The sequence below is a fragment of the Arthrobacter sp. KNU-44 genome, from assembly GCF_051843155.1.
Lineage (GTDB): Bacteria > Actinomycetota > Actinomycetes > Actinomycetales > Micrococcaceae > Arthrobacter.
Genome location: NZ_JBPXNG010000001.1, coordinates 22,447 through 36,782, shown reverse-complemented (window position 1 = coordinate 36,782; position 14,336 = coordinate 22,447). Strand labels below are relative to the sequence as shown.

Annotated in this window: 12 protein-coding genes; 6 read left to right on the top strand and 6 right to left on the bottom strand. The window is 62.2% G+C overall.

What is annotated here, in order from left to right; all coding sequences use genetic code 11:
- Nucleotides 1-567 precede the first annotated feature (567 nt).
- From ACSVHC_RS00145 to ACSVHC_RS00120, 6 genes are all read right to left on the bottom strand, one after another.
- Complete coding sequence (locus ACSVHC_RS00145) at nucleotides 568-1,293, bottom strand: ParB family protein (protein ID WP_439180233.1); 726 nt, start codon at nucleotides 1,291-1,293, stop codon at nucleotides 568-570.
- Nucleotides 1,290-2,120: a ParA family protein gene (locus ACSVHC_RS00140; protein ID WP_059389789.1), complete on the bottom strand. Its 831-nt coding sequence runs from the start codon at nucleotides 2,118-2,120 to the stop codon at nucleotides 1,290-1,292. The genes ACSVHC_RS00145 and ACSVHC_RS00140 overlap by 4 nt, the downstream gene beginning before the upstream one ends.
- Nucleotides 2,121-3,368: 1,248 nt before the next feature.
- Complete coding sequence (locus ACSVHC_RS00135; protein WP_439180232.1) at nucleotides 3,369-4,715, bottom strand: replication initiation protein; 1,347 nt, start codon at nucleotides 4,713-4,715, stop codon at nucleotides 3,369-3,371.
- Between the two features lie 340 nt (nucleotides 4,716-5,055).
- On the bottom strand, nucleotides 5,056-5,283 hold the full coding sequence (locus ACSVHC_RS00130; RefSeq protein WP_172465678.1) for a ribbon-helix-helix domain-containing protein: 228 nt from the start codon (nucleotides 5,281-5,283) through the stop codon (nucleotides 5,056-5,058).
- 607 nt (nucleotides 5,284-5,890) lie between these two features.
- Nucleotides 5,891-7,654 carry a MarR family transcriptional regulator gene (locus ACSVHC_RS00125; protein ID WP_439180384.1) on the bottom strand — a complete coding sequence of 588 codons (1,764 nt, stop codon included), beginning with the start codon at nucleotides 7,652-7,654 and terminating at the stop codon, nucleotides 5,891-5,893.
- 944 nt (nucleotides 7,655-8,598) lie between these two features.
- A complete protein-coding gene (locus tag ACSVHC_RS00120) occupies nucleotides 8,599-8,931 on the bottom strand; it encodes a helix-turn-helix domain-containing protein (protein WP_084784647.1) in 333 nt (110 codons plus the stop codon).
- A 552-nt stretch (nucleotides 8,932-9,483) separates the two neighbouring features.
- Here ACSVHC_RS00120 and ACSVHC_RS00115 point away from each other — a divergent pair.
- From ACSVHC_RS00115 to ACSVHC_RS00090, 6 genes are read left to right on the top strand one after another with little or no spacing between them, the layout of a single operon-like run.
- Entirely contained in the window at nucleotides 9,484-10,563 is a 1,080-nt protein-coding gene (locus ACSVHC_RS00115; protein WP_439180231.1) for a CHAP domain-containing protein, read from the top strand.
- Entirely contained in the window at nucleotides 10,560-11,102 is a 543-nt protein-coding gene (locus ACSVHC_RS00110; protein ID WP_439180229.1) for a hypothetical protein, read from the top strand. Before ACSVHC_RS00115 ends, ACSVHC_RS00110 begins: the two co-directional genes overlap by 4 nt.
- A 42-nt stretch (nucleotides 11,103-11,144) precedes the next feature.
- Nucleotides 11,145-12,626 carry a MinD/ParA family ATP-binding protein gene (locus ACSVHC_RS00105; RefSeq protein ID WP_439180228.1) on the top strand — a complete coding sequence of 494 codons (1,482 nt, stop codon included), beginning with the start codon at nucleotides 11,145-11,147 and terminating at the stop codon, nucleotides 12,624-12,626.
- Between the two features lie 34 nt (nucleotides 12,627-12,660).
- Nucleotides 12,661-13,287 carry a DUF6668 family protein gene (locus ACSVHC_RS00100; RefSeq protein WP_439180226.1) on the top strand — a complete coding sequence of 209 codons (627 nt, stop codon included), beginning with the start codon at nucleotides 12,661-12,663 and terminating at the stop codon, nucleotides 13,285-13,287.
- Complete coding sequence (locus tag ACSVHC_RS00095) at nucleotides 13,284-13,553, top strand: hypothetical protein (protein ID WP_059389797.1); 270 nt, start codon at nucleotides 13,284-13,286, stop codon at nucleotides 13,551-13,553. The genes ACSVHC_RS00100 and ACSVHC_RS00095 overlap by 4 nt, the downstream gene beginning before the upstream one ends.
- Before the next feature lie 27 nt (nucleotides 13,554-13,580).
- The gene (locus ACSVHC_RS00090) at nucleotides 13,581-14,336 is read left to right on the top strand and encodes a hypothetical protein (RefSeq protein WP_439180225.1); all 756 of its coding nucleotides are present in this window, start codon (nucleotides 13,581-13,583) and stop codon (nucleotides 14,334-14,336) included.

Sequence of the window (14,336 nt, the reverse complement as noted above, 5' to 3'; positions counted from 1 at the left end):
TTAGAACCAGAAGCGATGGTCAGGTATGTAGCGAGCGTGCTCTAGCCTTTCCACTTGCCCTCTGCAGGTAGCAAAGTTAGCGTACCCCGCAGCCTTATTACAACGCGGGCGGCGCTACTCCTTGGAACCCTTCCGGTGGTACTGCTAACTCGCAGGGCGCTAACTTCATGGACGTTCCACAAGACCCTTCTACAATGACTACCGACGACACCTGTACCAGCCGGAGCTTCCAACATGGTGTGGAAGATGATGGACTCAAGCGCCCCGCTGTCCTCTCCAGCGGTTACTCATCCGTCCTGGTCGGAAAGAAGCCAAGCGTCGATAACCCGTAAGTTCACCGAGTGCCAACGTAATGCCTGCCTACGCGGTATATCTGGTGCAGCTGCTTCGCCTCTCCCCCGTGGCCGCCGAATGATTCGGCGCGTACTGCAGACCGACCTTTTCTTGATGAGAAAAAACGCACTTGAGTTCTTGAGGAAGTGAGTGCAAACCGTTCCGCCGGTGCCGCATGAACGGCTTCGGGAACACTGCGAACGAAGCCCTATGCCTGCGCACAGGGCCCCGCCGCTAGCTTTCCAGAGGCCTTCCGCGGGGCACTCCGCCAGGGTCGACTGCGAATTCGTTACCACTGTTGTGGGCCCGTTCCAGCGCTTCAACTTCCCGCTCAACGGCCGAGAGGATGAACTCCGACAGCGTTCGGGAACCGGTCAGATGCCTGGTCGCCATATAAGCGGCGCGCATCCGTGAACCGGACTCCTTCGACTGGAAGAAGCTGGTCTTCCGATACGCCTTCTTCACCGGTGCAGGCTCGGGTTCGGGCTGCGCAGGCGCTGGCGTCTGCATGGTTTGCGGGGCGTACTGCACGGGCTGGGCGTAGGCGACGTGCTGCTGCAGAGGCGTGGCCTGTGGCTGCTGGGGAGCCTGGGCGGGCTGAGTGTAAGCAGCAGGCTGTTGCTGCTGGGGAGCAGACTGCGGCTGTTGCACGGCAGCTTGAACGGGCTGAGTGTAAGCAGCAGGCTGTTGCTCAACTGGTGCGGGCGCCTGAGGCTCGGTCTGGGCGGGCGCTTCATGCTGTGCAGCGGGGGCCGGAACGTGCGACGCTGGTGCCTCCGGTTCTGGCGCCGGTACTGAGTAGAGGCGCTCTTGAAATTGCTCCTCTGCCCTGCTCGTGTCCGAAGACGTCATTTCGGCAATGACGCTAGTGGCACGCGCCTTTTTCAGGCCGCCCCTGCGGATGTTCGCAAGTGCGTCGGGGGTGCCTCCCCGTTCGGGTGCCGGTCCTGGGCGGTTCATGCTGCGTTCGCGCCCTTCCAGACCACCGTGGCCAGCTGAATGAGGTCAGCCCGGTGATCAGAGCCTTCGGATCCATACGCCCGCATGGGCAGTGCAGCGGCTTGCGCCTTCGCAAAGACCTCCGCGTCACGGATCATAGGTTCAAGCACGAGGTCACCGAAGTTCGCGTTTACCTTCTCAATCCAATGCAACTGGTCCGGGCGGTTCTTCTTGGTCTTGTTGATAACGACGCCGAGAAGTTCGATGTCTTCGTTCAGGTTCTCCTGGACTTCCGAAATGGTGGTAACAATCTCGGAAAGTCCTTCAACCGAGGCGACCCGAGGTTCGGTCACCAGTAGTGCATGTGTTGCCGCAGTCAGCGCGTTGACCGTCAGGAGTCCCAGCGACGGAGGGCAGTCGATGAGGATGATGTCGTAATCGTCCGTTACGCCCTTCAGCGAGATACGAAGACGATGCTCCCGGGCCATCATGGAATCGCGTTCACGTGAGGCCAGGTTGCGCTCGGCGGCAATCAAATCGAGCTGCGGGAAGTTTTCCTTCTTCTCGGACTTGGCTTGCCAGGCCTCCCCTGCCGCCATGATGGCGTCCGCGGCCACACCAGGCAGTATCTTCTGGTTGTTCGATTCGTCACCGTAAAGTACGTCGTTGAGGGTAAATTCCGGGCTGTTGATTCCGAAGGCCGACGTCACGTTGTACTGAGGGTCCGCATCAATGACGAGGACCTTCAAGCCGAGGACCCGAGAAAACACCTCTGCCAGACCGGTGACCAGGGTCGTCTTACCGACGCCACCCTTTTGGTTGCAAACGGCGATGATCTTTGCCGACATGACTGGGGTACCTTCCGTTGCACTACTCAAAGACAGAGAACGGTGCGGAAGGCCCACGTGTGGCGGGAAGCATCGGGCCGGCACCGATGGGTTAACCCTAACGGGCGCCCTGCCGGTTGGTTGCACGCCACGCCCGGAGTGCCTCGATTCGCAAATGGTTCCATTGGAGGCAATGCCCCCTTGTGCGCATATGCCTCCATTTGCGACATTTGCGCGAAGAGTACCCGTGCCACCATTTGACCCTAAGGTTCCTAAGGTTCCATATGCGCTTAGTGCACCTTTTGCGCACCCTGAGAGCTCAGGAGTCATTTTCTCAAATGGTTCCATTGGTGGGATTTGCGCACTCAGCCCCCAAGGGGGTGGACGCTCCACAACTCTGCGCATATGGTTCCATTTGCGAAGAATCTCCGATCCTGCGGGTGTCGTGGGCAGCTACCGCCGACCTTGCGAAAATGGTTCCTTTTGCGACTTTGAGTCTTGCCCCTGGCTACCGCTGTGCGCCTGTACCACGCCTCTCTACGTCATCCTTGGGGTGCGCAAAAGGTTCCATTGTTTCTTGGCACGCTCGTGCTAGATCTCGAAGGTACGGGACGTCGCATATGGTGGCATATGCGCTAAAGGAACCCCGTGCGCATCCTGGTTCGACTAGCTAGGTGTTACGCAAATGGTGGCATAAGAGCCAGATCATAGGTTGGCCAAGGTGGGCGCAAAAGGTGGGATTTGCGCTTGAGGTGGGATTGGTGGCACAAACTCAAATGGTTCTATTTGCGCAAGTGCCCCCATATGGTTCAGATCGTTCTGTTTGCGCATATGGTGGGAATCTCTCTTATGTCACCATTTGAGTGATAGGTACTGATTCCGCAAAAGGTGGCATATGCGTACATCCCACCTCGAGAGCAAACGGCACCCATTGCGCATATGGTGCCATTCTGTTTCGATCCGGTCCTCACTTGCCCCCTTTTCGGCCGGCCAACCCATCGCGATGGCTACCGCAGCGGCTGCAAGGTAGCCTGGCGAAACTCCTGATTGGGTTGTGGATCCGGTTGGTGGATCAGAAGCGGTTTGCATCGAAACGTGCCTATGGCGCCCGCCTGGTCTGGCTAGGTAGCAGCTCAGCTGGTCGACCCGCTAGCAGGTGACTTCGAATCCACACCCTTTCCCTTGTTGTCATGGCTACCCACGGCTCAGGTCAAATGGTTCCATTTGAGCAATCGGATCCTGGCGTGCTCAAGCGAATGGAACCTTGGATCAATCGGCGCATATGGAACCATTCCTTTCCGCGCAAATAGAACCTTTTGCGTCAGATGCCCCTGGCCCTACCGTGCAGTCAGACCCGCAGTGGGGGAGGGGCGGACAAGAGCTGTAGTCAATGAAGAGGAAATGGTGGCATTTGCGGTAAGGGTTCAATGGTGGCATTTGCGTCTCGAGGAGCAACATGAGGGTGGACGTGGAACCAGGACCCGGTAGCTTTCCCTGCTCGCCGCAGACGCGTCTCATCTCCTGGGTGGGGGAATAGGCCGGGCCGAGTGATACCGGAGCAGTGGGGGAAGTCTCAGAGGGGCCGCTACCAGTGGCAGGGGAGTGGCGGCGAAGCTTTGCAACAGGTGAGGAGGATTGAGAGGGGACATCAGGACTACTACCTGATGCTTGGGTAATGTCGTCCCTTACGAAGGCCTGTGAGAGGTACCGCTGGACTGTTCTGATGCTCTTGCCGAGCTCCCGGGCGATCTCAGCAAGAGTCCGTCCCAAGGCTCTCAGAGCTCCTGCAACGTCCGCGCTGGTCTTCGCTTGGCTCGTGCGAGTCTGGGTGCCTTTGCGGGCGTTCTGGACGGCCGCTGCGCGCTTGGAACGGGTCGTTGACTTCCCGCCCTTCCTGCCTTTTTCGGCGAACCAGGGATTGGACGTGCCACGGAGCGGCCGGCCCTTGCCGTTGGCGACCTGGCGGACCGCCGATGCAGCTAGATCCCGGATCTCACGGCAGGGGAGGGGAGTGGGAAGGTCATTGTTGAGGGAAATTGCGTAGTCCAGGGACTCTGCCAGCGCCGGCAGCTGCCCGGTGTCCTGATAACGGCGCCACAATTCGCTTCTGGTGCGGTAGAAGATGGCATTGTTCCTCCCGGTTATCGTGTCCGGCGCTGCGGGCTTCTGAGGAGCCTCCAGGGCCGCTGAGGAGGGCCAGGCCGAGAACTCACTGTCGAACGGGTCGCTATAGTCCTGCATGTGCCGTCGGAGCTCGCCGAGGGAGTACGGATGGGGGCGCCGGCCGAACCGGACGTCGCCGGCGGGGGAGTGGGCTGCCGGGTTTCGGACAAGAAAGCGCGTAAAGGCCGCGTCGTTGCCAGTCAGCAGGTCCAGGGCACGCTGGACTTCCTGGGCGTACCGGATCGGGTGGGGACGCGCCCCGGGTCCGCGAAGGACTGGTTCGATCATCCAGCCGGCTTGTGCGTGCCCGTTGGCGGGGTTCTCGATGATCCAGTGCGGCTCGGGCACGGCAGGGTGCAAAAGTCGGATGAGGGCGTCATCCTGGTCGACGTCGACGACGAGGAAGTTCAGGTAGTCCGCGGGGTTGATCTGGATGAACTCGAAAGAGCTCATCTCTTCGCCACGGTTCGGGTAAGCGGAATGCTTGGTCGGGCCGCCGCGGAAAGCCTGGACGCGGTGGTGTCGGATGATGGCTTGTTTTACGGCATGGCGGAGGTCCTCAGGGCGTGACTCATCAGTCGCGCAGGGTGCGACGCGCCGAATTCCACGCATTGAAGAGTCCAGCTGCCCGTGTAGACTTACAGGCATAACAAAGGGACCCTTTCGGGGGTGTCTGTTATGGAATAGCCCTCAAAAAGAGCCATTCCGCGCTCAGCGCCTGGGTAGCCGGGAAGCAGTCAGGTGCAGAGTATTGATTTCATCGGAAGGCCCGCCTTGTGCGGGCCTTCTTGTCTTAGGCGATGCGGCCGATAGGCAGCTCTCCTTGCAGTCGTAGGGAATTGGGGCCTTCGGGGCCCAATTTCTCGCCGATGAGGGCAGCCACGAACTCGCTGACCGTCAGATTTTCTGCTTTAGCTGTCTGGGCCAGCCGATCGTAAACGTCCACGGGTACGCGACTTCCAACGAAGCGGCGGTCGCCTTTGCTTCGCTGTCCGCCTCCACGGTTTCCTGAGGTAGCCATGTGATCCAACGTCCTTCGAATCTCGTGCCTGGTGCCTGGGGCTTCCACGACGGGTTTAGCAGGCTGGCCAGATGCTAATGCGATGTTCTGGAACTTTGTCACCGGAGAGGACCTGGTGGTCCAAGCTCCAAGCCGCCGCTTTGACGATTGCCTGTAACTTTTTCCGGTTCATCTGAACTTACCACCGGGTAAAGCCGAGTTCCCGGAGGCTGAAAAAGTTTGCAGCCATACGGCCTGGACCCCCGGAATGCCGGGGGAGTAGGGCTGCCTGGTCAACTGATCGGACACTGTTTTTCTTGGTACCAATATCGGTCTTAGCGCAAATGGAACCATTGGTTCTCGGGCCCTTCTGGGTCGTGGAAATGGCATTTCAAGTCCAAATAGTGGAATGGTTCCATTTCCGATAATGGAACCATTTTCGCGTTTCGTCGCAGCGAACCGTGGCGGCCGAGGGACGAGTCGACTGTCGGCACCAAAGAGGATGTAGTCGAGGGGTCTGAAAATCATTTTTTGAACCGGCGTGTCGGCGTGTCGGATTGTGGCCCATCAGTGTTAAAACCTCCGGGCAGGTGAGTGAGAGGCGCTGCCATGTTCAATCCCGAGGTCATCATGCGGCACTCGTGAACGCCATATGTGACAGCGTCAAATCATCCGGGGGGCCCTCAAAGGACTCCCAGGGATAGTCTTCGCCAGGGGAGAGCAGCTCGGCGACGGTGTTGACGTTCTTGGACAGCCATTCCCGCCAGAGGATCCTTTCGTTCCGATACTTCTGCAATTGGACGGCGACCGCCTCCAGCACGCCAAAGTGCTCGGCGAGGTCTTTCAGCGATGTAGTCGACACCACCGACCAGGCTTTGTGTCCGTCCCGGGCGATCATGTTCCATGCAGCCATCACCTCTAGCGCCTCGCTGATAGCGGTACGGGATAGGCGGGTGATCCGGACGAGTTCCGCCGTCGACAGGCCGGGGGAGTGTTCAAGGGTTTCGTAGACAAAGGCTGCCGGCATGCCTAACTCCCTGAAGACAGGACGGAGGGCATGGATTTTCCCCTTCTTCCAGCTCAGGTCTTCAGACGCGGCCTTCACTCCTTCGGGGACCGTCAACATATAGAGGTCCCCCTTGGTTCCACGGCCTTCTTCGACCAACGTGACCAGGGGATCCTTTTCGCTGCGCAATGCCCTTAGGTGTGATCCGACAGTTGTGTGATCCAGACCCGTGGCCACCGCAATTGATCGAACGCCGAATTCAACAAATCTGGAGGCTGTCTTATGGGCTGCCTCCCCCAAGGCGCGCAGAACCATCCGTCGAGCAAGTCCGGTCCTGGAATCCGTGTAGAGGGGTTCTCTCAGACTGAGGGCGTTGCGCCAGGTTCTGATGAACCGATGCTCAGCATCGGGGCTGGACGAAATCGAAATGCCTTGAATCCCAGGGGGCTGTGTATTTGGCTGGCTTGTGGGGGATATACGGGCATTGTTCTTTCCGGGTCCGGAGTCTTTGTTTTTGCTCAGATAGTTGACGGCCTTCACCCAGTCGCGACGCAACGAGGGGAGGCGATGCCGGGAGCCATAACGGGAATAGAACGAAGCGAGCCCGGGCCAGATCCCTTGAAGGATCCGGCGCTCGACATCTACCAGCTCCATACCGGCCGCTGCGGCTCCGGTGAGAATTGCCTGCCTGGCCTCCGAATCGGAGGCGTACCGGTTCGCGTCATAAAGCCCGGTGAGGGCCATCTGCTGCATGGCGCGGGACATCCGGCCGGCGGGGTGATGGACCCTGGGTGTATCGACGGCCGCGGGGGTGAACGTCTGTTCAAGGCGTAGGGCTCGTACTGCGGCAATCTCGCGGGCAAGGTCGTCGGTCATGGCCGACCAGACGGAGGTCGGGTTAGGCCGGCGGGCAATGTCGTACGCCATCGATAGTGACATGGCGAGTTCTTGGTGGCCGCCGCGTTTGTGCGGCGACCCTGGGGTACGCATGCAACCGTGAAGTATGTTCTGGTGCGGGGTCTTGTCCAGGGTCCGGTATCGCGTGCCCAGTGCCTCGACCAGGTCGCGTGCTTCCGAGAAGGTCACCCGTTCAGCCAGCGGGATGTAAACGTGGCGGCCGCCGCTGGGGGAGTAGTCCTCAATCCAGCGGGCACCGCAGTTGTGCAGCCAGGTCTGGACGGCGCGGACGTCAGCCAGCACCCAGTCAATGCCGGCGACCGAGGAATCGAAGTCAAGGAAGATCGCGGCGCAGGTGCCGTCTTTACCGAAGATCCGGACCGCTGCGGGAAACGTCGGCAGAGCTTCGGTGAGGTTCCGTTCGTGCTTTTGCGGGTAGGTCTTTCCGGCGTCTTTGGAGAGCCGCATGCGCGGCTGGCCTGCAAGCATGGATGCAAGTGCAGACCACACGTGTGCGGGGTTATTTGAATCGCGCGACACGCCAACGCCGAGGGCAGCTGGCAGCACGAGCGCGTGCTGGGGTACGATAACTTTGTTCCTGTCGAACGGAATGACAAAGGGCCAGTCCTGCCAGACTGGTTTTATAGCAGCAAAAAGGTGGGCCTGTGAGGGTCAACCACTCGACTTACTTACTGTCTCGCCGGCCAGCAATCCAGAAAGTAAGTCTCAATCTTCGTCGAAGGCCCGCTTAATGCGGGCCTTCTTCTTTATGAGGCTAAGCGCCTAAGGGGCAACTCCTCCTGCTGAACTATTGCGTGAAGGTTAGTGTTGGCCAAGCGTTGGTCGACCAAGTCGGACAGCCAGTCGCTTACGTACTGGTACCCCTCCGCTTTGGCAATGAGGTCCATTGCGTCTGCCTTCGGCGTAGCGATGCGGAATCCGACGAATTTGCGGTCGCCTTTGGAGCGCCTGCCTGTGCGGGTTATAGGTGCCATCATCCCTGTCCTTTGAACTCGGCAGTTGAAAGCCGCCGTTGCTTCAATAGATTGGTCGGGCCGAATGTCTTAGTGGCCCTGAGAGTCGAAGAGCTGGGTAATTCGGCATCTCTGAAACCGAAACTATCACCGGGGAGTGATCTATCCCGGGATTGAAACTGAAACAGCTTTCGGCGTGTTGAAACAGAAACACTTGCCGAAATCGACATCAGCCGTACCAAGTCCCTCACGTCTCCTCCGGTGGCGAGCTAGCCTCGTTCGGTCACTCCGACTCCGTCCCCGCCTGACCGCGCCGACGGCCGATGATGGTGTGGTCGTGTGTACCGGCTGTCGGGGCAGCTGAGGTTGGCTGGACAGCTCGGTGCCGCCCATCTGATTTCGGACCCCATCTAATCCGAGAGCTCAACTACGCGATTCAAATCATGCGGGGAACCCCGGCTAATCGACCAGCCCGAAGGACCTGCCCAGGGCCTCGTAATGGCGGCGGAGCTCATCCGCGACCACGGAATATTTGACCCGCCGCCCGGTGCGGTCTTCCACGGGAAGCACTCGCGCCGGGTCGGCAACGACCACCCCGGCGTCCGCGAGCTGATACAGGTGGGCTTTGACTGTCGGACGACCCAGTCCTGTGCCGTCGGCGACCTCGGCCGCCGTTGCGGGGCCCTTTTCTGTAAGGAAGCCAAGGACGGCAACCTTCGCGTGATTGCCGCCGAACGCGTCAATTGCCGCCTCCAAGGAGGCTGGCGCTTTCGGTCGGACATAGCGGGGCATGAGTTATATCTTGCCCCAACCTTTTGAACTTGGTCATACGCAGAAGCGTAGCGCATAGTTAAACTATGCGCTACGCTCTAATCGCAGACATCATACCGATTGACCTGTTTTGTGACGGATGTCCGTCACCCAGGAGGTGAGATCCGTCTCTTCGGCGGATGTGACAAGAACATACCGCTGGTTTGCGGGAGGATTTGCCAGGCTCCAATCGATGGATTTTTGTCGGGGAGGGCTGGTGGGAAATGGGACCGTGCGGAGCAAAGGGGGAGGTGTTGGACATGGGTGGTTTGGTGCATTCTGCGGTGCGGTGGTCGGCAACACCGGTTGGGCCCGCCCGCTGCACAGGTCTGGGGGACGCCGTCCGGAATGGCCTCCCTGCTCCAAAGGGCGCGGGCCTGGTGACCTCCCACGGGGAGGCCGGGGCCTTCAAGGATGGCCGCCCGCGGGTGGTGCTGCGGGTCCGAGGTCGTGGTGTTGTCCTGACCGTCGTAGCCGCCGACCCCTCGCGGCTCACGGAGTCCTGTGTCCGGATCGAGGCCGGGGACTGTTCTGATGCAGCGTAAGTCGCTTGGCCTGGTGGCACTCCTTGTCATCCCCGGGCTGTTCCTTGGTCTGATCTTCACGATGTTGCTCTTGCTGGCCCCTGCGAAGCCGGCGGTGGCCAGCTGTGGCCCAGCTGTTTCCGTCGTCATCGACGCCAACACCAAGGTTGAGGGGTACACCCCGGAACAGCTGAAGAACGCCGCGGCGATCATGGGTGCGGGAAAGCCGCTTGACCTGTCCGTCAAGGGTCAGATGATCAGCGTCATGGTCGCCCTGGGGGAGTCAGGCCTGCGGGTGCTGGACCACGGCGACGGACTCGGCCCGGACTCACGGGGGTTGTTCCAGCAACGCGACAACGGCGCGTGGGGCTCCTACGCGGACCGAATGAACCCCGCCACCAGCGCGAGGAACTTCATCAAGGCCCTGCAGGCCGTTCCCGGCTGGGAACTCCTTGAGCCGACCATCGCCGCCAACAAGGTCCAGCGCAACGCCGATCCGGACCACTACCAGAAGTACTGGCCCGGGGCGGTCAAACTCGTCCAGGCACTTTCGGACCAAAAGTTCACCCCGGGAGGCAGCGGTTGCGCCATTTCGGGACAGTCCGGTACCGGGGATGACTACCCCTGGAAAAACTCCCCGACCTGGATGCAGGCCGGCGCGAACAAGGCCAGCACCTCGCCGCTGGACATGTACTACCGCGAGTGCGTGGACTTCGCCCTGTGGCGGGTGAACCAGCAGATGGGCTCCACCAGTGCACCGTTCAAGTTCCTCAACTCCACCTTCCGCCCGGACGGACAACGGCTGGGTTCCGCGGTGACGTGGAAGGCCGGCTGGGACGCCAAGGGCTGGCCCACCGGCAGCACACCCCGGGCCGGTGCGGTCGTCTGGTACGCGCCCGGAACCGGGGGAGCGGACCCGACATTCGGCCACGTCGCGGTCGTCAAAGAGGTCAAGGGCAACGGGACCTACGTCGAAGAGGGATACAACGGCAACCCGCCCCCGAACGACCACAGCTACTACACCCGGACAGTCACCAACACTGTCCCCTCAGCCTTCCTGTACCTGCCCGCCCAAGAGGAGAACAAGTGAAGAAGCCGCCGACCCTGCTGACAGTGCCCCTGCTCACCGCCGCCTTGCCTGCCGTGGCCCTGCTCTGCGTCTCCTGCGCACCGGCAGCGGACACGGCACCGGCAAAATCAGCCGGCACCACCACCGCGGCGTCCGCGCCCGTCTCGCTGAGCGCCGGCAGCGGACCCCAGGCGCCCGGAGGAACAGCCCCGGCCGCCACCGGCATCACCTGGGACCAGGTAAGCAAAGACAAAGCGGTGGAAACCGCCCGGAACGCAATGGCCGACTTCGCCCGCCCCGCCGTGGAGGAAAAGCAATGGGCCAACGACCTGGCCCGCTGGATGACACCACAGGCCACCGCCGACTACTCGGCGGTGGACCCGGCCAACATCCCGGCCGACCGCGTCACCGGGGCCGCCACCTTGTCCGTTGATGACGCCAACGGCTACGGCGTCACAGCCGCCGTACCCACCAACGCCGGGACCTACACCGTCCAGCTGCTCCGCACGGGCAAGGACGCCCCGTGGAAGGTCAACCGGCTCACACCGCCAACGCCCTAACGCCGCACCTCTGCCACCGCACACACGTAAAGGAAGAAGTTCATGGGTACTGCACCAACCGAGGTCCTGGCCTTTCCAAAGATCAGCGCCATCGTCCGCGAAAACCGGACCGCCGAGGTCATCGTCGCCGGGAACTCCCGGATCGTTCCGGCCGGGGAGTCCCTGCAGGAACTGCGCAACAACGCCCTGGCCCTGGTCGTGGGCGAGGCGCAAACACTCCAGCGCCCCGTCAGAGTCCAGATCGAGGATCCCGAAGGGCACGGTGAACTGATCGTGCACCCGGACAACAAAATCGAATCCGTCTCCTATGAGCCCCGCCCCGCCCGCCGCCGGGCAGAAGCTCCCGGAACCACGCCCGGGACGCTCGCCTCGGCCGTGACCGATACCGCCCCGGCTCGTGCGCCCCGGCCGGCAGCCACCCCGACCGAGCCCGCAGAAGTCCCCGCTGCTGCGGCGACGGCGGACTGGCAGCCCACGCGGCCCGTCCCCGTCGAATCCGGTGCCACGCCGGCACCTACCAACCCTGTGGAACCGCAGGCGGCTGCTCTCGGCGGGGAAGTGCCTCCGACCCGGCGGACCCTGAAGGAGACCTCGTTCCTGGTCAGCGCCCCGGTACTGGAACCGGCCACCCGGGGCTGGCGGGGGACACTCACACGCCTGGGATTCCGGATGGACCCCTCAGCGGAAGAACTCTCCGAGCGCGAGGATATCCGCACCGTCTCCCAGCACTGGCCCGGTCCCCGCACCATCGCCGTGGTCAACCGCAAAGGCGGGGCGAACAAGACCCCCACCGTCGTGATGCTCTCGGCGATCCTTGCCCGCTACAGCGGGGCCGCCACCGTCGCCTGGGACAACAACGAATCCCAAGGCACCCTGGGCTGGCGCACCGAAAAGGGTTCCCATGACCGGAGCGTCCTGGACCTGATCGATTCATCGACCGGGCTTCTCTCACCGGCAACGAACGCCGCGGAAATCGCCAAGTTCGTCCATCACCAGACCGCCGACAAGTTCGATGTCCTGCGCTCGGACGAGAACGAAGAAGGCGACCACGAAGTCACCGCCGAGGAAGTCGATATCGCCCACCAGGTCCTCACCCGCTACTACCGGCTGGTGGTCATGGATTCGGGCAACACCGCCCGGGCAGCGAACTGGCGCCGGATGATCGATCACACCAACCAGCTCGTCGTCCCCGTGACGGCCATCGAAGACCGCGCCGAAGCCGCCCGGCTGACACTGCAGACCCTGGAATCCCGTGGCGGCCGCGACGCGGAACTGGCCCGCAACGCCGTCGTCATCGTCTCCGAATCCACCGACGCCAAGCGCAGCATGACCGGCGAAGCCCTCAAGCGGGCCAAGGACGAGGCGCAGCGGATCGCGGACGGCTTTGAGCCGTTCGTCCGGGCCGTCGTCCGGATTCCCTACGACCCGGCCCTGGTCAACGGCCCGATCCGCTACGAAGCCCTCCAGCCCGCCACCCGGCGGGCATGGCTGGCCGCAGCAGCCGCCGTCGCCGCCGGCTTCTAAGACACCCCTCAAACGGACCGTGGAAGGAGGACCCATGCAACAGTCCCTGAACCCCTGGATCACCAGAGACGCCGCCGGCAGTGCGGACCAGGAAGCGCCGGGCACGCACCTGCCGCCGGAGGCGGTGATCACTGCGCCCCTGAAGGGAATGGTCGAACCGGAGGCGGCAGACCGCCTGGGCCGCCGCACCATGCCCGGTTCCGCAGCGCTGTGGATCACCGGCGCCCACGGGGGAGCCGGTGAAAGCCGGATCGCCGAGCTCCTCGACGGGGCATGCGTCACCGATCACTGCTGGCCCGTCCTGCCGGACGGAAGCACGCCACGGGTGCTACTGGTCTGCCGGGCAGACATGCGCGGCCTGACAACCGCCAGGAACGCCCTGACCCAATGGGCATCAGGGGCGGCACCGACACTGGATCTGCTCGGCCTCGCCGTCCTTGCAGACGCGCCGGGAAAGACTCCCAAATCCCTCCGGGACTTCGCCGCCATCGTCGGCGGGGGAGCGCCCCGGCTCTGGACCCTGCCCTGGGTAGAGGCCTGGCGGCACGGAGACTCCGCCACATCACCGCCGGCCCGTGAGTACCACCGATTCATCACCGACCTGGCCGCCCTGGCTACCGACACCCCACCACCCACCACCAACCGAAAGGTCTCACCATGAACCCCTTCGTCGCATTTGACGGCAGCGTCATCCCCAACCCCACCCCGGTCGTCCCGACCGAGGCCGGCGGACTCCTCACCATCCTGAACTGGGCCTCCGGCATCGGCCTGGTCCTGGGCGTCCTGGGCGTCATCATCGTCGGCATCGGCATGGTCATCCAGCTCCAGCGCGGCGAGGGCGCCCAAGCCATCGCCAAGCTCGGCTGGGTCCTCCTTGGCTGCATCATCATCACCAGCTCCGCCGGTATCGTCCGCGCCTTCGTCTAAACCAGCACCAGCAACGGGAGGTTCACCATGAGCCAGTCAACAGAGAGCACCACCGAAAGCAATCCGTTCACCAAACCCGGTTTCATCCTTGCTGCCGCGCTGGTGGTCGCGCTGATCGCAGCCACCCTCGTCATCTTCCTGCTCCCCAAAGGACAGGACAACACCCAAGCCGCCCCCTCCCCATCGCCGGACGCCACCTCCGCAGCACCTACGACGTCAGCAGCCGCGGCTGCAAAGAGCATCTGCGGTCTTCCCTCAAGCACGGAGACGGCCCTGGGAACAGCACCGAAGTCCAAATGGGAACTCGTTGGAAAAATGGCTGTTCCCACCGATCCCAAGACTTCGGGCCCTGGACTGACCGACTCCGACGGATTCCGGTCTTGCTTTGCGCATTCACCGACCGGGGCGCTCTATTCCGCCATGAACATTGGCGCACTGGGTTCGGCGGGTTCGCCGCCGCTTGAGGTGAAGCTGGCGGACAAGCTCCTCGTTCCGGGCAAAGGACGCGACACTGCTATGAACGAAGCCGCGAGCTCGACTGCCTCCAGCGGATCCGCCACCACCATTCAGGTAAAGGGCTTTTCCCTCAAGTCTTACACTGCCTCGGAGGCCAACGTGGACCTGGCTTTTGAGACAGACAAAGGAGTCCTGGTCCATACGATCCTGTCGATGCGTTGGATGGACGGCGACTGGAAAGTGAAGCCGGCTGACGACGGAGTGACTTTCAGCGGCGTCTCCCAGCTCAGTGATCTAAGCGGTTTCATTCTCTGGTCAGGCGTCTGA